At 70.8% G+C, this 17,248-nt stretch carries 15 protein-coding genes; 10 read left to right on the forward strand and 5 right to left on the reverse strand.

Going from position 1 to position 17,248, the window contains the following annotated elements; all coding sequences use genetic code 11:
- Window position 1: 1 nt before the first annotated feature.
- On the reverse strand, window positions 2-463 hold the full coding sequence (locus tag ACWCPF_RS26955) for a VOC family protein (RefSeq protein WP_451047673.1): 462 nt from the start codon (window positions 461-463) through the stop codon (window positions 2-4).
- Window positions 464-671: 208 nt separating this feature from the next.
- Between ACWCPF_RS26955 and ACWCPF_RS26960 the strand changes: the two genes are divergently transcribed.
- Complete coding sequence (locus tag ACWCPF_RS26960) at window positions 672-1,382, forward strand: DUF6445 family protein (RefSeq protein WP_451047674.1); 711 nt, start codon at window positions 672-674, stop codon at window positions 1,380-1,382.
- Window positions 1,383-1,409: 27 nt separating this feature from the next.
- Here the strand turns inward: ACWCPF_RS26960 and ACWCPF_RS26965 are convergent, their stop codons facing one another.
- Window positions 1,410-1,946, reverse strand: coding sequence for an FxLYD domain-containing protein (locus ACWCPF_RS26965; protein WP_451047675.1), 537 nt, complete (start codon window positions 1,944-1,946; stop codon window positions 1,410-1,412).
- Between the two features lie 124 nt (window positions 1,947-2,070).
- Between ACWCPF_RS26965 and ACWCPF_RS26970 the strand changes: the two genes are divergently transcribed.
- Together ACWCPF_RS26970 and ACWCPF_RS26975 are read left to right on the forward strand one after the other, a co-directional pair.
- Window positions 2,071-2,610: a DUF7144 family membrane protein gene (locus ACWCPF_RS26970; protein ID WP_451047676.1), complete on the forward strand. Its 540-nt coding sequence runs from the start codon at window positions 2,071-2,073 to the stop codon at window positions 2,608-2,610.
- A 216-nt stretch (window positions 2,611-2,826) separates the two neighbouring features.
- Window positions 2,827-5,247 carry a LuxR C-terminal-related transcriptional regulator gene (locus ACWCPF_RS26975; RefSeq protein WP_451047677.1) on the forward strand — a complete coding sequence of 807 codons (2,421 nt, stop codon included), beginning with the start codon at window positions 2,827-2,829 and terminating at the stop codon, window positions 5,245-5,247.
- 243 nt (window positions 5,248-5,490) lie between these two features.
- Here the strand turns inward: ACWCPF_RS26975 and ACWCPF_RS26980 are convergent, their stop codons facing one another.
- Window positions 5,491-6,354, reverse strand: coding sequence for a M23 family metallopeptidase (locus tag ACWCPF_RS26980; protein WP_451047678.1), 864 nt, complete (start codon window positions 6,352-6,354; stop codon window positions 5,491-5,493).
- A 63-nt stretch (window positions 6,355-6,417) separates the two neighbouring features.
- Window positions 6,418-7,476 (reverse strand): glycoside hydrolase family 26 protein, encoded by a 1,059-nt coding sequence (locus ACWCPF_RS26985; protein ID WP_451047679.1) that lies wholly within the window; start codon window positions 7,474-7,476, stop codon window positions 6,418-6,420.
- A gap of 176 nt (window positions 7,477-7,652) precedes the next feature.
- Between ACWCPF_RS26985 and ACWCPF_RS26990 the strand changes: the two genes are divergently transcribed.
- The 3 genes from ACWCPF_RS26990 (at window position 7,653) to ACWCPF_RS27000 (ending at window position 12,755) form a co-directional block, all read left to right on the forward strand.
- The gene (locus ACWCPF_RS26990; RefSeq protein ID WP_451047680.1) at window positions 7,653-8,519 is read left to right on the forward strand and encodes a hypothetical protein; all 867 of its coding nucleotides are present in this window, start codon (window positions 7,653-7,655) and stop codon (window positions 8,517-8,519) included.
- Window positions 8,520-8,685: 166 nt separating this feature from the next.
- Complete coding sequence (locus tag ACWCPF_RS26995; protein ID WP_451047721.1) at window positions 8,686-10,821, forward strand: TerD family protein; 2,136 nt, start codon at window positions 8,686-8,688, stop codon at window positions 10,819-10,821.
- 212 nt (window positions 10,822-11,033) lie between these two features.
- On the forward strand, window positions 11,034-12,755 hold the full coding sequence (locus tag ACWCPF_RS27000; RefSeq protein WP_451047681.1) for a lysyl oxidase family protein: 1,722 nt from the start codon (window positions 11,034-11,036) through the stop codon (window positions 12,753-12,755).
- Between the two features lie 70 nt (window positions 12,756-12,825).
- Here ACWCPF_RS27000 and ACWCPF_RS27005 read toward each other — a convergent pair whose 3' ends face one another.
- Window positions 12,826-13,644, reverse strand: coding sequence for a lipase family protein (locus tag ACWCPF_RS27005; RefSeq protein WP_451047682.1), 819 nt, complete (start codon window positions 13,642-13,644; stop codon window positions 12,826-12,828).
- A 361-nt stretch (window positions 13,645-14,005) separates the two neighbouring features.
- Here ACWCPF_RS27005 and ACWCPF_RS27010 point away from each other — a divergent pair, with 361 nt between their 5' ends.
- From ACWCPF_RS27010 to ACWCPF_RS27025, 4 genes are all read left to right on the forward strand, one after another.
- Window positions 14,006-15,406 carry an LCP family protein gene (locus ACWCPF_RS27010; RefSeq protein ID WP_451047683.1) on the forward strand — a complete coding sequence of 467 codons (1,401 nt, stop codon included), beginning with the start codon at window positions 14,006-14,008 and terminating at the stop codon, window positions 15,404-15,406.
- Window positions 15,407-15,720: 314 nt separating this feature from the next.
- Window positions 15,721-16,275 carry a MarR family winged helix-turn-helix transcriptional regulator gene (locus tag ACWCPF_RS27015; protein WP_451047684.1) on the forward strand — a complete coding sequence of 185 codons (555 nt, stop codon included), beginning with the start codon at window positions 15,721-15,723 and terminating at the stop codon, window positions 16,273-16,275.
- A gap of 77 nt (window positions 16,276-16,352) precedes the next feature.
- Window positions 16,353-16,538, forward strand: a complete 186-nt coding sequence (locus ACWCPF_RS27020; RefSeq protein ID WP_451047685.1) for a hypothetical protein — start codon at window positions 16,353-16,355, stop codon at window positions 16,536-16,538.
- 57 nt (window positions 16,539-16,595) lie between these two features.
- A complete protein-coding gene (locus tag ACWCPF_RS27025; RefSeq protein WP_451047686.1) occupies window positions 16,596-17,216 on the forward strand; it encodes a hypothetical protein in 621 nt (206 codons plus the stop codon).
- Window positions 17,217-17,248 lie beyond the last annotated feature (32 nt).

Below are 17,248 nucleotides of genomic sequence, written 5' to 3' on the forward strand. Positions count from 1 at the left end.
GTCAGTCCAGGCAGAACTCGTTGCCCTCGGGGTCGGTCATCACGATCCAGCCCGTGCTCATCGGCGGAGCCGGCTCGTGGCGGCGTACGCGGGTCGCTCCGAGGGCGACGAGGCGGACGCATTCGGTTTCCAGCGCCGCCATCCGCTCCTCCCCCTCCAGGCCGGGAGCGACACGGACGTCGAGGTGGACGCGGTTCTTGGCGACCTTGTCCTCCGGCACCTGCTGGAAGAACAGCCGTGGGCCGGGCCCGTCCGGGTCCTCGATGGCCGACATCGTGTTCCGTTCCGCCTCCGGGACGCCGATCCCCGCGAGGAACTCGTCCCACGCGGCCAGCGGATCCGCACCCTCGGGCAGGTCGACGCCGGGCGGGGCGGGATAGACGTAACCCAGCGCGTCGCGCCAGAAGGACGACAGCGCCTGCGGGTCATGGGCGTCGAAGGTGACCTGGATCTGACGGCTCATCGCGGTACTCCGTTCGTGGCGGGGTTTGTGATGGTATGCGTGATAGGGCTCGTGTCTGTGAAGGCACTCTGACAGCCCTGGAGGACAGAATCCGTCCTATATGCCGCTGTCTCCGCCGGCTCCGTTGACGGAATGTTGACCACTTCTCGGGCGAATCCCGACCAGAACGCGGGCGAGTCCTGGTCGAGCCTCGCCCTAGGTTCGCTGCATGTCCATGCCACAGCGGCCACCGCGGCCGCAGCGGACCCCGCAGGCCCCGCTCCTCCCCGTCCTGCCCTACCGCAAGCCCACCAAGGGCCGGGACTACTGGGTCCTCGACGATGTCTTCCCCGACGCCGACATCGCCGCCATCCGCGCGCGCTGTCTCGCCGAGGAGGACTGGGTCAAGGGGTACCCGTACACGGCGGAGAGCTGGCCGGGGCTGCGCGCCATGCCGGGGCTGGAACCCGCCGAACTCGGGCGCGTGGAGCGGCTGGTGAGGAAGGCGACCGGCGCGCAGGAGCTGTGGGTGCAGCAGGCTCCCGGCGGCGGCACCCTCAACCACAACTGCGTCCAGGTCGTCGGCGAGGGCGAGAGCACGCCCCGGCCGCACTCGGACTCGCGGTCGCTGTGCCGGTACGCGGCCGTGCTCTACCTCAACCCGTCCGTCCCCAAGGACTGCGGGACCAGCTTCTACCGGCAGTCCCTGCCCGGCGGCCGGCTCGGCGGGAACGTCGTCCAGGCCCCGCACGACAACCTCGTCGAAGCCCTCGGCACCCGGTTCGTCGCGCCGGACGCCTTCGAGGAGGACGTCCGGGTGCCCCACAAGTACAACCGGCTGCTGCTCTACCACGCCAACCTCGTGCACACCGCGACCGGTTACTGCGGCACCACGCTGGAGGAGAGGCGGATGACGGCCGTCTTCTTCTGGATGGCCTAGGACAGTCCTGGCGGTCGCCCGCCTGCCCTAATAGCGCACCGCCCGTCCCACCTGTGTCTTCACCTCGCCGGAGAGTGTGCGGTTGCTGCGGGCCGTGGCTGTGCCGGTCTTGCCCGCCGCCACGTCGGAGACGGTGACCAGGACCAGGTCCAGCCGGTTGCCGCTCGCGTCCTCGAAGTCCACCTGCACGGCGAAGGACTTCGTCGAGTCGGCGCGGTTGGTGACCGTCACCTCGACCGTGCTGCGGTCGCCGTCCGCCTCGGGCGTGCCGAGCTTCACGTCGTCCGCGACGTCCGTGCCGCCCTTGATCTCGTCCAGCTCGCGGCCCAGCTCCGCCGTCGCCGACGCGTACGCGTCACCGGCCTCCGACGCGAGGGAGGACGCCGCCGCCGTCGCCTCGCCGGCCACCGACCGGGCGGCCGACTCGGCGGCGGAGGCCGCCTTGCTGGCCGCGCTGGACACGGAGGAGGGGGTGTCGTCGTCGGAGCAGCCGGTCAGCAACGCCGTACAACACAGCGCCGTCACCGCCAGCAGTACGCCCGTCGTCGGGCTCGTCCGTGCCATCTCGCCTCCAAGACCGATCCTCCGGAGACTCCAGTCAAGGGGCCGACCGGTCCGCCCGCATGCCGGCTCACCCATACGGCGCACCCCCGTGGTGGCGGCCCTCCCCCGGACGGATGGTCGGAACATGAGCGATCAGCCGCACTCCCGGTCCCAGGCGCACGCCCGGCCCCAGCCGTCGAGGCCCGAGGACTCCCCCGTCTGGGACCCGTCCCACCAGGGCACCGGCACGCCCGGCCGGGCGTCGGCTCCGTCCGGGGGCGGTGGGCTGGCCGCCGGCGGGGTGGTCTTCGGCGGCGTGCTCATGTTCGTCAGCGGGGTCCTCGCCGTGTTCCAGGGCATCGCGGCGATCGCCGAGGACGACGTCTACGCCCGGGTCGGCAGCTACGCCTACGAGATGAACCTCACCGGGTGGGGCTGGCTGCTGCTCATTGTCGGCGTGGTCGCGACCCTGACCGGCTGGGCGCTGCTCGGCGGGATCGAGAAGGCCGAGTGGGCGCGGGTCAGCGGCATCGCGCTGGCCGCGCTGAGTCTGATCCTGCAGTTCCTGTTCCTGCCGTACGCGCCGTTCTGGGCGGTTGTCCAGATCGCCATCGACGTCTTCGTGATCTGGGCCCTGTCCGTCTACCGGCCGCATTCGTCTCACGGGTCTCACCAGTCCCACTGACCTCACCAGTGCTACTGACCTCACCAGTGCCACCGGACTCACTCGTCCGGGTGAGACCGGGACGCCGTCATCCTTCGTGCGGGCGCGCGAATTCCGTCCCCGTCCCGGGTGATACCTACGTCCATCAGGATCACCCCACGCCGTTCACGCTCGGCAGTCGTGTGCTTACGGTGTGATGGTGGTGGTCGATCGGTGAAGGGCGCGCGCGGGGGTGGCATGGGATTCGGCTTCGGTCAGCGGCGGGGCGGACAACTCCCCGTGGAGATGACCAGTTTTGTGGGACGGATCGAGGAACTCGACCTGATCAGAGGGGTCTTGGGCCGGTTCCGGCTGGTCACCCTGGTCGGGCCGGGCGGCGTCGGCAAGAGCCGTACCGCGCTGCGGGCGGCGGGCGCGGCGGCGGCCCGGTTCGCGGACGGCGTCCGGCTGGTGGAGCTTTCGGCGCTGCACGACCCGGAGTTGGTGCCCGCGACCCTCGCGGGAGTGCTGGAGCTTCCCGAGCAGTCCGGGATGACTCCGCTGGACGCGGTTGTCGAGCATCTGCGGGAGCGCCGCATGCTGCTGGTGCTCGACACCTGCGAGCACCTCGTCGACGCGTGCGCGATGCTCTGCGACATCCTGCTGCGCGAGGCCCCCGGGCTGAGCGTGCTCGCCACCAGCCGGCAGCCGCTGGACGTCCCCGGCGAGCACTGCGTCCCGATCGCCCCGCTGACCAGGGGCGACGCCGTCAGCCTCTTCCTCCAGCGGGCCGCGGCCGTCACCGGCGGGAACGCCGTCGGGGAAGGCGACCGGGAGCGGACGCTGGCGCTCGTCGACCGGCTCGACGGCATGCCCCTCGCGCTCGAACTCGCTGCCGTGCGGCTGCGCGCGGTGCCGCTGGCCGAGCTGGTCGCCCGGCTCGACCAGCGCTTCGAGGTCCTCACCGGCGGCCGCCGCACCGCCTTGACCCGGCATCAGACCCTGCGCACGGCCATCGACTGGTCCTACGACCTGTGCACCCCGCAGGAACGGCTGCTGTGGGCCCGACTGTCCGTCTTCGCGGGCTCGTTCGAGCTGTCGGCGGCCGAACTGGTCTGCGGCGGCGGCGCATTGCCCGCGAGCGAGGTGGTGGCCGCGCTGATCGGCCTGGTGGACAAGTCAGTCGTACAGCGGATCGGCGAGGACGGCTCCCGCTACCGCCTGCTGGACACCATCCGCGAGTACGGCGCCGGCCGCCCGGCCGCGGAGGGCGACGCCGACGACGCCGTCCGGGAGCGGAACGCCGTCCGCGAGCGGCACTTCGCCTACTACGAGCGGCTGGTCGGCCGGTTCTGGGACGAGTTCCTCAGCCCGGCGCAGGCCGTGCTGCACCGGGCCGTGCGCGAGGAGACCGCCGATGTGCGGGCGGCCCTGGAGTACGGGTGCGCGGCCGAGGGCCGGGCGGTGGACGCGCTGTGGCTGGCCACCCGGCTCGGCCCGTACTGGCGGGCCGCGGGCACGCTGTCGGAGGGCCGGCACTGGATCGACAAGGGGCTGGAGCTGGTCCCGCAGGACGGTCCCGAGCGCGCCTGGGGGCTCCTGATGACCGGCATCTTCGCCGTCTGGACGGCCGACATGGACACGGCGCTGGAACGGTTCCCGCAGGCCTACGCGGTGGCCCGGCGGTGCGGTGAGACGCGGGTCGAACTGTCCGCGGAGGCCTATCTGGGCGCGCTGACGGCGTTCGGCGGGGCGGTGGAGGAGGGGCTCGCGCAGGTGGAGTCGGCCCGGCTGCGCATCGTCGCGTCGGGCGACGGCCTCGGCATCGGCGTCGTCCACTACGAGGCCGCGCTGCTGCGGGCCGTGTTCGGGGACACCGACGGCGCGCTGGAGCTGTGCGCGACGGGCCTCGCGTATCTGGAGGGCCGCGGCGAGCGCCAGCTGTACGCGTCCACGATGGCCACCCGGGGCGTCATCCTCATGCTCACCGGCCAGGACGCGCAGGGCGAGGAGTGTCTGCGCCGTGGCCTGGAGGCCACCAGCGAGATCGGCGAGGTGCTGGTCGCGGCGCTGGCCTGTCTGGGGCTGGCCTGGCACGCGGTCCGCCAGGAGCGGTACGTACGGGCCTGCTGGCTGCTCGGGTACGCGGAGAACGCGCGCCGGCTCAGCGGGGATCCGGTGGCGCTGTTACCGCGACTCGTCGAGGAGCAGGAGGCGGCGCAGCGGGCAGTGCGGGCGGCACTCGGCCCGGAGGGGTTCGAGCGGTGGCGGGACACGGGCGCGCGGCTGTCGGGACGGGAGGTGCTGGCGGCGGTACGGGCGGACGCGGACGTGCCGGAGGCGGCCGGCGCCGAAAGCCGTGCCGACGCGGGTGCGGGTGCTGACTCGGGTGCTGGATTCGGTGCCGGTGCCGGTGCCGGTGCCGGTGGCGGTGGCGGTGGCGGTGGCGGTGGCGCTGTGCGTCCTCCCGCGCCCAGGACGCCGCCCGACCCGCCGCGTTCCGCCGACGCCCTCACCCGGCGGGAGCGGGAGGTCGCCGCGCTCGTCGCGCAGGGGCTGTCCAACCGGGAGATCGCCGAACGGCTCGTCATCTCCAAACGGACGGTCGACGCGCACGTCGAGCACATCCTCGCCAAGCTGAGGATCGCCTCACGCACGGAGATCCCCGCGAGTACCTAGGTATAGGTAATACGGGGGAGGGGCGTCCGTCCCGGCCGGGAGGGCGTCTAGGTGTACGGATCTTCCCGGGACCGGTGTGCGTCGACGCCCCGGGCACGGCAGCCTGGAGTCGCCGCCCGGGGGACGGACACGCCGGGAGTCGACAGGCCGGACCCCTACGGCCGTCATGGCAAGGCGTCCGGCGCCGAGCCTCCCCCCGGCGGCACTCGGGGCTGCCCCTGGTCGGTGGGGCAGCCCCGAGGCTCAGGGGAGCGTCGGCGCTCCCGACACCAGGACCGCCTTCCGGCGCAGCCAGGGCAGTGGGGCCACCTCGGAGCCGTGATACGGGGTGATCCGCACCTCGAAGTGCAGATGCGGGCCGGTGACGTTGCCGGACGCGCCGGACAGGCCGATGCGCTGGCCGGCCGTCACCCGCTGGTCCTTGCGTACGTCGATGCGGGACAGGTGGGCGTACTGCGTGAAGTAGCCGTCGCCGTGCCGGATCAGCACCTGGTTGCCGAAGCCGTCGCCGCAGGTCGTGGCGCGGACGGTCCCGGCGCCGACGGCGTACACGGGCGTCCCGGAGTCCACGGCGAAGTCCTGGCCGGTGTGGCGGCGGGCCCAGCGGGAGCCCTTGGCGGCGTAACCGGCGGAGAGCCAGTAGCGCCGGGTCGGAGCGATCCAGAGCTCGGCGCGCGACTCGGCCGCGGAGTCGGGTTTCCACGCGGAGTCGGGCTCGGGTGGGCGGCTGCGCTGTCCGAAGCGGCAGCGGCCGGACCGCCCGGAGGGGTCGACGGCGACCGGATCGCCGGAACCGCGGGCCCCGGCCCGCAGCAGGTCCCACAGCTCGTCGCGGACGGTCCGGCGGCGGCGTTCGGCGTCCTGGATCGTCGTGGCCAGGGCGTCGGCCTGCCGGAGCCTGTCGACCCGCTTGCGAGCCGCCTCGTGCGCACGGACGGCCCGGGCGGCCTCGCCGTCTCTGCCGTTCCCTTGGTTCCTGTGGTTCCCGTTGCTTCCGGCGTCGGCCGGCACGGTGGCGAGCGCGAGCAGGAGCAGGGCGAGGAGGGCGAGGAGGGCGGCCCGGACCCCGGGTGCGGCGCGGAGATGCGCGTGGTGTTCTCGTCCCATCCTGCGATCATCGGACCGGTGGCGCGGCCGGGGAGGGGAAGGGGCCGGGCGGGTCGGCGAGGTTCAGCCGAACGGCCCTGCGACCAGCGCACGGTAGACCGCCGAGGACCGAGGATTGTCGGGACACCGCCACACCCCGTGCGGGCAGTAGTCGCTGACGGTCTGGTAGAGCGGACGGTGCTCGGCGAACCAGGTGAGCATGCCCCGCACATACTCAGGGTTGTCGCCGTTGCGGTACAGCCCCCACTCCGGATACGAGACCGGCTTGCCGTGCGCCCGCGCGAACCGCACGTGTGCCGCGAGCCCGTACGGCTCGGCGACCTGCTCCTCGAAGGACATGCCGTGCGGCTGGTCGTAGGCGTCCATGCCGAGGACGTCCACATACCGGTCCCCGGGATAGCACTCGGTCCACGGGACGGCGTCCAGCCCCCGACTGGGCGTGAACTCGAACCGGAACCCAGGCCGCCCGCCGCCCCCGTCCCCGCTCCCGCCCCCGTCCCCGCTCCCGTCCCCGCTCCCGCCCCCGTCCCCGTCCTCGCCCCTGTTCACCGACCGCATGGCCTGGACGATCCGCACCCAGTACCGCTTCCAGGCCTGCGGATCGGGCCCGCACCGATGGGAGTAGGTGATCCCGTTCATCTCCCACCCCAGCACCAGCACGGCATCGGGCACCCCGAGCGCGACGAGCCGCCGGGCCAGCGTCCGGAAGTGCTCGTCGTAGTCGCCGCGAGCCCCTCTGCGCAGTTCCTCCCGCACGACCGCGTCCGGCAGATGCTCCTCGGTGCCCTCCAGCATCGGCACGTTGAGGACGAACATCCGGTCGGCGCGGGCCTTGCGCCACTGCGCCCAGTACTCCAGATACCCGGGCGCGCCCTCGATGTTGCTCCACCGATCGCCCGGCAGATAGGCGTGCCCGACGCGCGGGGTGGCCGCGCCGAGCCACGCGTCGAGCTCCGCGATCCGCCGCACGCCGGCGTCGTCGTACCCGACGTACGCCCCGAACGCCCCCGGCGGCGCACCGACCCCGTGCCCGACGGGAACGCACGCGGGCCCGACGAGCAGCGCGAGCGCGGCGAGCAGCGCGGACAACGGGACCCGAAGGGCGCGAAGGGAGCGAAACACCGGCTCATGATGACGGCCACGCCCCCCTCCCCACCCCGGACTCGCCACGGAACCACCCGGACGATGTCACGGCCGAAACACGGCAACTTGGACGCCCCCGGCGGCAACCGAGAGAAGAACGCTGCAGGCAACGAAGTCCGGCAAGTGAATCCCGTACCCCACACGAGGAGTTCACCGTGCACAGGCACAGGCACAGGCATCCCGTAAGACTGCTCACCGTCCTCGCGGCGCTCGCCGCGTTCCTCTTCCACTCGGCCGGCGTCGCCGCTCCCCGCGCCGAGGCCGCCGAGGAGTGGAGCCCGCCGTCGAACCTGGTCCAGCCGCTGAACCAGGTGTGGAACCACGTCTCGACGACATACCCCGACCTCTACGGCTTCCGGAACTACGGCTGGGACCAGGTCATGGCCAACCGGGGCAGCATCAACTACTGCGTCCGCTGGGAGTCCGACGCCCCCGTCAGCACGGCGCTGCGCGACCAGATCCACGCGGCCTTGAAGAAGCAGTTCGCCAAGTGGATGGCCGCGCAGGTGGAGAACGGCCGGGGCTACAACAACTGGCCGTACACGACCGTCCCGGTCAACATCGTCGGCTGGGCGGTGAAAAACCGCGCCACCCTCCAGTGGACGGACACCTCGGTCGACGTCTACACGAACGTCCTGGACGGCGCCGGCGCCCCGCAGTGCGCCCCCGACTGCGGCCGCTTCTTCCACCAGGACGGCAACTACTCCCGCTGCCCAGGCGGCACCGCCCGCCACTACGACCAGTCCCTCTGGCTCACCAAGGGCTTCCAGGGCGGCGCCGGCGGCGACTGGGGCCAGCGGGTCGGCCAGGAGTACTTCACGTCCGTCGTGAACCAGGAGAACATCCACATCTACCTGCACGAAGTCGGCCACACCTTCGGCCTCGACGACTTCTACGACTGGACCCCGACCGGCCAGTGCTGCTTCCTCATGAACGCCGGCAGCGCCACCCAGATCACCGAGTTCGACAAGTGGATGCTCCGCGACTTCTGGCGCCACCTGAAACCCAGATACGGCCTCTGATCCTCCCGGATCCTCTCTCCACGGCGACGACCACCCCGGTCGTCGCCGTACGGCTTTTCCTGCTGAACGCCCCGAGATCCACCCTGTCGGTATTAGAGTCTGACCGCGCGTCGTGTGTGGCGCGTGTCACATCGGTGGGGGCCGTTTAGGGGGGCTTGTGCACGAGATGGTCAAGGGCGCCAACGTGGGTCTGGCGGCTCTGAGTGAGAACGTCGACGCGGTGGTCGTGAGCCTCGGGTGGGCCAGCCCGACCGGGGAGGGCGACGCGGACGTCTCCGTCCTCCTCCTGGACGAGAAGGGGAAGGTCCGCAGCGACGCCGACTTCTACTTCTACAACCACCCCGACGCCCCGGACGGAAGCGTTCAACTCCTGGGCAAGGCGCCCGTGGGGGAGGGCAGCGAGGACCGGATCGGCTTCGACCTGACGGCGATCCCGGCCGACGTGGACCGGATCGTCGTCGCCGCCAGCCGCTACGAGGGCGCCGGCTTCGGTGAACTGGACGACCTCCGGGTCACCTTGGCCGACGGGGCCGGGGAGGACCTGCTGCGGTTCGCCATCGACGACGCCGGATCGGTCAGCGCGTTCATCTTCGGCGAGCTGTACCGGCGCGGGGCGGACTGGAAGTTCCGCGCGATCGGGCAGGGCTACGACACCGGCCTGGCCGGCCTCGCATCGGACTTCGGCGTCGACATCGACGACGCGGCGGACGCGGCGGACACTGCGGGTATTGCGGACACCGTGGACGCCGAAGCCGGTGCCGGTGCTTCTTTGGCTGGGGCGGGGGAGGCCGACGGCGCCGTCCAGCCCGCCGTCGAGCTCGACCCGGTGACGACGGAGGCCGCTGCCTCGCTTCCCGCCGCGCCGCTCCCCGCCGTCCCCGCCCCGCGTCCCGCCGCCGACGACGCGGAGTCGGGTCGCAAGGCCGCCGCCCGGCCCCGCACCGCCAAGAAGAAGGTGACTCTGCCGAAGACGGCGAAGAAGTCCCTCGCGGAGAACGAGTCGTGGAAGAACGCCCGGCTCTTCCCCGTCTCCGCGCTCAAGAGCGACCCGGACCGCGAGACCCGGGCGACCTCGGTCCTGCTGTCGGTGATGGCGCAGGTCCCGGAGTTCGGGCGGCGGCTCACGGCCGCCTTCGGCGCACCGGCGGGCCGGATGGAGACGTTCACCGAGGTCTCCCTGCCGCACGGCGACTCCCCGCGCCGCCCGGACGGCGTCATCCGCGTCGAGCGCGCCGGCAAACTGTGGACCGCGCTCGTCGAGACGAAGACCAACGGCAACGCGCTGCGCCCCGAGCAGGTGCAGGCCTACATGGACATCGCCGCCCGGCGCGGCTACGAGGCCGTCATCACGCTCTCCAACGACGTCGCCCTCGAAGGCAGTCCGCTCGTCGACGTCAAGATCGACGGCCGGCGCAAGCACAAGGTGGCGCTGCGGCACCTGTCCTGGGCCGAGGTGGCCCACCAGGCCCAACTGCTCATCCGGCACGAGGGAGTCGGCAACAGCGCACACGCCTGGCTGCTCCAGGAACTGCTGCGCTACCTCCAGCACGACAACTCGGGCTGCCACGGCTTCCAGAACATGGGCGCGTCCTGGGTTCCCGTGCGCAAGGGCATCGACGACGAGACCCTGTGTCCGGGCGACGCGCGGGCGCTGGAGGTCGTCGAGAGCTGGGAGCGGCTCATCCGGCAGGTCAGCCTGGGGCTGGGCGGTGAGCTCGGACAGAAGGTGCTGCCCGTGCAGCGGGCCCGGCGGGGCGCGGATCCCGGCGAGCGCAGGGCCCGGATGGCCGACGAGCTGTGCGCGGAGGGGAAGCTGCAGGCGGAGCTGCGGATCGAGGGGACGCCGGGGGTGCTCGCGGTCGGGGCCGACCTGCGCACCGGCCGGCTGCGGACGTCCGTCGAGATTCCCGCGCCCGACCAGGGCTACCCGCTGACCTGGGCGAAGCGGCTCGTCCGGCGACTGGCGGAGGCGCCTGCCGACCTGCATGTGGAGACCCTGGTCGAGGGCGGTTCGGGCGGGCCCCGAGGGACCCTGGAGCGACTCCGTCCGGAGCCGGCCGACCTGCTGCCGAAGAACGGGGCGACGATCAGCGGATTCCGGCTCAGCCTCATCAAGGGGATGGGCAGCGGTCGCGGCAACGCCGAGTCCGGCTTCATCCGCAGTGTCGACGACGCCGTCCAGCGCTTCCACTCCACCGTCGTCGTCCACCTGGAGTCGCCGACGGCGCCGGCCGCGTCGGCTGCGTCGGTCGCTCCGCGGCGCGCTGTGGAGGGGGCGGCGAGGGGTCACTCGGACGGGTGAACCTTTTGGGGAACTGGGCGTGAATGGTGGGGAGTTGGCGGGCGATCTGTCGGTGATTCTCGGTAACAGGCAACCCGGTGGTGGCATTTGGGCCTCTCACAGGGTGCTCACAGTCATGGCCGGGGCGCGTGGGGTGCGTCCGGGGTAGGTGGTCGGACTGTGGGCTGTCCAGTCCGATGCCACTGACCATGGCACTCGCAGACGAGGAACCGATGACCAGACAGCACCACCGCAAGGGCCTTCAGCGTGCGGCGTTCGCCGCGGGGGCCGCGCTCACCGTCGTCGCCGTCGCCGGGGCCGCTCCCGGCGCCGGCGCGGCGCCCGCGAGCACACCCGGCGTGCCGGAGCTCAAGCTCGTCGCCGCTTCGAAGTCCGTGATCCTCGACCGGTACGAGTGGGAGGGCGGGTTCAACCTCGACTTCGACCTCGGTACGTATGTCACGGTCGACAACGCGCCCCTCGAATTCAAGGTGACGCGTAAGTCGTACAAGGACCCGGTCGTCGCCCAGCAGATCCTGCGCGACGGATCCAAGGTGAAGACCAAGACGCTGCCCGCCGGGACCGTCAAGGACTTCAGCGGGCTGCCCGGCTTCCTGGAGGTGTCCATCAAGGACGCGTCCGGCGCCGAGGTGCAGAAGACCACGGGCGCGTTCTGTCCCAACAACGCCTCCGGCCGGCTGCGTCCGGACGCCCCGGCGACCTCGCACTATCCGGAGAGCTGCCCCACCAACCCGTTCACGCTCGGCTCGGTGTGGGGCGTCGAGAAGGGCTGGGCGGCCAACACCACCGCCGTCGACTACGACCGGCAGATCGACCTGCCCGCGGGCGAGTACACGGCCGAGGTGTCGGTCGCGAAGAAGTACCGCGACCTGTTCGGGATCCCGAACGACCAGCAGACCATCAAGGTGACGGTCCGGCAGTACGACGAGGGCGGGGAAGGCGCAGCGGGCGGTTCGGGCGGCGCCGGACTGCGTTCGTCCATGTCGTCATCGTCGTCGGGCCATGGCGGTCATGGGGGGCACTCCGCCGGGGGCACGAGTGCGGCCGGGGGCAATCATCACTACGGGCCCCGCGGCGCCGACGCTCCCACCCCGTCCGCGCTCTCCCACGCCCTGGAGGACCGCGGTCTCGCCCACCACCTCGGCGACGGCGCAGGTCACACCGACGGCTCCCGGATCGCGCCCGGGCTGAAGGCCAACGCCCAGCGGCCCACCGGGCGGGCCGGCCTCCCGGCCAACGTGCCCAAGCCGGACCTGCGTTCGCTGCCGGCCTGGGACATCGCCGTCACCGACGGGGAGGACGGCGACGCGCCCGGCAAGGACTACCTCGCCTTCAGCGCCAACGTCTGGAACGCGGGCCCCGCCCCGCTCGTCGTGGACGGCTTCCGCCAGCCCGGCGCCGACCTGATGGACTCGTACCAGTACTTCTACGACGCCGACGGCAAGCAGATCGGCTATACCCCGGCCGGCACCATGGAGTGGGACCCGCGCATCGGCCACGAGCACTGGCACTTCACGGACTTCGCCAGCTACCACCTGCTGTCCGCGGACCAGAAGGACATCGTGAAGAGCGGCAAGGAGGCCTTCTGCCTGGCCAACACCGACGCCGTCGACTACACGGTGAAGAACGCCAACTGGCACCCCTACAACACCGATCTGTCGACCGCCTGCGGCCAGCAGAACTCCATCTCCGTGCGCGAGGTCCTCGACGTCGGCTCCGGTGACACGTACACCCAGTACCGTCCCGGCCAGTCCTTCGACATCACCGACCTGCCGAACGGCACCTACTACATCCAGGTCGTCGCCAACCCGGCGAACCGCCTCCAGGAGACCAGCACCAAGAACAACGTCTCCCTGCGCAAGGTCGTCCTCGGCGGCACCGAGGGCGCCCGCACGGTGTCGGTCCCGCCGGTCGACCTGATCGACGCCCCGTAACCGACCCGCCTGCCTCACGCAGCCCGACGGCCGGCCCCGGTCCGCCTGAGCGGATCGGGGCCGAGCCCCACTACAGGTTCTTCTCCAGCAGCGTCACGTACGTGTCCATGAAGTGGTCGCGGACACCGTCCGACGCGGGCGCGAAGGGATCGGCCGTCGCGCCCTTGACCTTGTCGCCGAGGAGGCCCAACGCGGGCATACGGTCGTGGAGCTTGCCGGCGGAGTCGAAGTAGCGGACCGCGTCGACGTGCTGGAAAGCGGGCGAGGGCGGCACCTGCGGCACGATGTCGTTGTTGTTGACGAAGCGGAACGTACGGCCCTTGAGCGCGGTGTCGTAGGCCTTGGCCAGGTCGCGGTCGCAGGTGCGCGGCTGGCCGTAGGTGTAGACGCCGTCCGGGACCAGGTTCGGGGCCTCGAAGTGCATACGCGCGCCCGACAGCATGGCGAGCGCCCCGCCGAGGCTGTGCCCGGTGAACCAGACCGTCTGCCCGTCCGTCTTGAACTCGGCGACCGTGTCCCTGACCTGCGGATGGACGACGTCCAGCGCCCGGTGGAAGCCGTAGTGCACGAACCCCTTCCGCGCCGGGCCGGGCACGGGCGGGGTGTTGGCGTCGCTCAGCCAGTCGCGCAGGTTCTGCGGCTCGGTGCCGCGGAACGCCACGACGACCATCCGGTCGCTCGAGGCGACGTACACCTGGGTGTCGTCGATCGGGAACGGCATGGTGTGCGGCGAGGAGAAGTGGCGGAAGCGGTCGAAGCCCCAGGAACGGGACAGGTCTTCGGCCTCCTCCGGCGACTTGTAGGCGGCGCGGGCGGCCTCGGCGAGCCAGTAGGCGTGCGCGACGGAGTAACCGGAGGCCGAGTGGTCGAGGGGCGTGGGGGCAGCCACGGATGAGCCTTCCGACGAACGGATGGGGGGCAAGAGACGAACAGGTGGGGGGCAAGAGACGATCGGGTGGGGGTGTGCGTTCGTCGATCCTTGCCGTCCGGTCCTGATGGGCCGCGTTTCGACGTGGTGCGGACGGCGGGCGTGTGAGGGCAGTCCGGGGGCGCGCGGGGGCAACCCTTGTGTGTCTCCGTGAGTCTTCTGAGTCGCCTGTGCTTCTCGGACGTATTCCTACACGCATGTAGGGTTCCGTCGTTCGGCGGTGACCAACGCCGACGATCCGAGCACGGTGTACGGGGTGAAACGGCCGAAAACGGAGGGGCGAGCGCCGGTGAGCGGGACGAGAAGGCGTGGACGGCCTCCGATGGAGGCGACGACCGGCCGGGGGAACAGGGGCCGGGCGGCAGGATCCAAGGCCGGCGGCGGCACGCGGCTGACCAGGCGCGGACGGATCCTCGCGTGGAGCGCGGGCGTGACCTCCGTTGTCATCCTCGGGATGGGCGGGGTCGGCGCCTGGGTCTACAACGACCTGAACAACAACATCAACGTGGCGGAAGTCGACGACAAGCTGGGCGAGGACCGCCCGGCCAACCTGAGTCCCGGCTCGAAGAACATCATGATCGTCGGTTCCGACAGCCGCGACGGCGCCAACGCCAAGTACGGCAAGGACCTGACCACCATGCAGTCGGACACGCTGATGGTGCTGCACATACCCGCCGACCGTAAGTGGGCCTCGGTCGTGTCCTTCCCGCGCGACTCGTGGGTGGAGATACCGGGCTGCGAGAAGGGCGACGGCAACTCGTCCACCGTGCACCAGGCCAAGATCAACGAGGCGTTCGCGATCGGCGGCAGCAACGGCAAGGTCGCCGAGGCCGCCGCCTGCTCCATCAAGACGGTCGAGACCAACACCGGGCTGCGCATAGACCACTTCATGTCGGTCGACTTCTCCGGCTTCAAGGGCATGGTCGACGCGCTGGAAGGCATCGAGGTCTGTCCCGAGCAGGCCATCCGCTCCGAGAAGGCCAACCTGAACATCGACGCCGGCTGCCAGACCGTGAAGGGCGAGGTGGCGCTCGGCTACGTCCGCGCCCGCTACGGCGTCGGCGACAACTCCGACATCGGACGCATCGGCCGTCAGCAGGAGTTCATGGACGCCCTCGCCAAGAAGGCCAAGTCCAAGCTCACCGACCCGAACGCGATGCTCGGCTTCCTGCGGTCCGCCACCAAGTCGCTGACGACCGACCCCGACATGGCCGGCATCCAGCCGCTGACCGGGCTCGCCAACGAGCTCAAGGGGATACCGAGCGACCGGCTGAGCTTCCTCACCGTGCCCAACTACGGGCGTGAGGCCGACCAGCCCACCGACAAGGCCAACGTCGTCTGGCAGTACCCGCAGGCCGCGAACCTGTTCACTTCCCTGGCCAAGGACCAGGAGGTCACCAAGGCGCAGCTGGACGCTTTGAAGAAGAACGTGGTGTACGCCTCCTCCGTGAAGGTCCAGGTCCTCAACGGCACCGGGGTCTCTGGACGCGCCGCCGCCGTCGCCGAGAAGTTGAAGAAGGCCGGCTACACCGTCACCGCGACGGGCAACGCGCCCGAGACGGTCACGAAGACGACCGTCACCTATCCGACGGGCCTCGACGCCAAGGCCGCCGTCCTCGCCTCCCGACTGCCCGGACTGCAGCCGACGGCGGACAGTTCGGCCGCGGCCGACGTCATCACCCTGGTCGTGGGACCGGAGTTGAAGGTCGACGACGTCGCCTGATCACATCCCGCTCATCGGTGGTCGAGCGTGGTCGGCAGTGGTCATCGCCGCCTCAAAGGTGGGGTAAGCTTGATCTTGAGCCGGTCACCGGAAAGCAAAAACGGTGAACGACCTCTGCGTTGGTCGTCCAAGGAAAGACGCCCCGCTTCCTGCGGGGAGATGCAGGTGCAAGGCCTGCCCGGCGCTCCATAGAGATCGAGTCCCATCCCGTGTCAGACGGGGTGGGGCTCTTTCGTTTGTCCCGCACGCAGGGGGATACGCAGCAGGATCCGGGGATCTTGCTTGAGTTTGGCAAGTATCTGTACTGTTGAGTAATGCCCACACCGTCATCCACACCGCCACCCGCAGCGCCACCCGCGGCAGCGGTCGCCGCCGCACAGGTCTCCGCAGACGTGATCACGATCGAGCGCGCCCTGACCCGCATCACGTACCTCGCCGGTCGCGCCCGCCAGCACGAACGGCTGATGTCCCTCGTCGGACTCCCGCTGGACCGGGCCGCCGTGGCGATCCTGCGCCACCTGGCCACGGACGAGCTGCTGCGCCCCGGCGTGCTCGCCGTCCGCCTGTCCGTGGAGGCGTCGCATGTCACGCGTCAGCTGCGGCAGTTGGAGAAGTCCGGCTTGGTGGCGCGGGTACCCGACCCCGACGACCGTCGGGCCCAGCTCATCCGGCTCACGGAGGAGGGCCGAACGGCGGTGACACGAGTCCGTGACGCGGGCCTGCTGGGCATGCAGGCCGCTCTGGCCGACTGGGCCCCGGAGGACCTCCACCGCCTCGCAACCCTCTTCGACCGCATGGTCTCGGACTTCGTGGCGCAGGTGGAGATCCCGCTGGAGGGAGCGAGGGCGGCGGGGACGGCGGGGGTGTGATCGGCGCATACGCCATTACCTTGGATAAAACCTCAACAGCCGTTGGTGCGGGAGTTGTTGGCGGTAGCGTCGTCCCTATGAGCCACGAAGTGAGTATTGATCGCGTACCCGCGCCCGAGGGCGGCATTCAGATCACCGTCAGCCTTTCCTCCACCGTTCTGGCGAAACTCCACAAGGACGGTTACTGGTCGGAGAAGATCGGCGAGGGCCAGGTCACGGGCGACGGCCCGGCCATCACCCAGATCGAGTTCCAGGTCCCGTAAATCTGAGGCGTCGATAATTGCCGCGACGCATCTCCCGAACCGTGCCAATGTGACGCCGTGACGGAGACCGGAACGGTGGACATATTCGCGCGCGGGGGCGGCGATCGGGCTTACGGCCCCTATCCGTACCGGATTCGCGGGCGTGGTCGGGTGCGCAGCGGAGTCGTCCTGTGGCTGGCCGGGCGGGACGACGAGCTCGACCGCTTGCTCTCTCTGCCGGCAGCGGGGGACGGCCCGCGCGTACCGCTCTTCGGGACGGTCCGGCAGGCGAGGGCCTATGCGAGCCGCCGGGGCCGGAGACCGGACACTTCCGAGCCGGCGCTGCTGGACCTGGCCCGAGTCCACCACTGGCTCGAGGACCCGACCCGGAGAAAACTCCCACCGGGCGCGGTTCTCGACGCATGGAACTTCTTCGAGGACCTCGCCCGAGGCCTCGCCGCACCCCATAAACTGCCCCACCAGATGGAGCCCCACAACAGCGCCTACGAGAAACTGTTCGGAGGCGAGTCGGCCGTATGGACTCCCCAAGAGCGGGGTGCGGTAATGGAGTTGCTCACGGCCGGCGTGGAGTTGTGGAATTCCTGCCCGGTGGTGGTGAACCCCTGCTCGGTGCACCGGGCGCATCCGCGCGCGGGCAGGGAGCCCAGGGGTTGGGGTGCCTCCTCGATGTCCGGGTAGTCCGGGTTGTCGAGCCCGAGATAGGGCCTTCC

The organism is Streptomyces sp. NPDC001858, from assembly GCF_053594615.1.

Excerpts from the sequence above, each read along its gene's own strand:
- ACWCPF_RS26955 (WP_451047673.1), bottom strand. The coding sequence starts at position 463 with ATGAGCCGTCAGATCCAGGTCACCTTCGACGCCCATGACCCGCAGGCG.
- ACWCPF_RS26960 (WP_451047674.1), top strand. The coding sequence starts at position 672 with ATGTCCATGCCACAGCGGCCACCGCGGCCGCAGCGGACCCCGCAGGCC.
- ACWCPF_RS26965 (WP_451047675.1), bottom strand. The coding sequence starts at position 1,946 with ATGGCACGGACGAGCCCGACGACGGGCGTACTGCTGGCGGTGACGGCG.
- ACWCPF_RS26970 (WP_451047676.1), top strand. The coding sequence starts at position 2,071 with ATGAGCGATCAGCCGCACTCCCGGTCCCAGGCGCACGCCCGGCCCCAG.
- ACWCPF_RS26975 (WP_451047677.1), top strand. The coding sequence starts at position 2,827 with ATGGGATTCGGCTTCGGTCAGCGGCGGGGCGGACAACTCCCCGTGGAG.
- ACWCPF_RS26980 (WP_451047678.1), bottom strand. The coding sequence starts at position 6,354 with ATGGGACGAGAACACCACGCGCATCTCCGCGCCGCACCCGGGGTCCGG.
- ACWCPF_RS26995 (WP_451047721.1), top strand. The coding sequence starts at position 8,686 with ATGGTCAAGGGCGCCAACGTGGGTCTGGCGGCTCTGAGTGAGAACGTC.
- ACWCPF_RS27000 (WP_451047681.1), top strand. The coding sequence starts at position 11,034 with ATGACCAGACAGCACCACCGCAAGGGCCTTCAGCGTGCGGCGTTCGCC.
- ACWCPF_RS27010 (WP_451047683.1), top strand. The coding sequence starts at position 14,006 with ATGGAGGCGACGACCGGCCGGGGGAACAGGGGCCGGGCGGCAGGATCC.
- ACWCPF_RS27015 (WP_451047684.1), top strand. The coding sequence starts at position 15,721 with ATGCCCACACCGTCATCCACACCGCCACCCGCAGCGCCACCCGCGGCA.
- ACWCPF_RS27020 (WP_451047685.1), top strand. The coding sequence starts at position 16,353 with ATGAGCCACGAAGTGAGTATTGATCGCGTACCCGCGCCCGAGGGCGGC.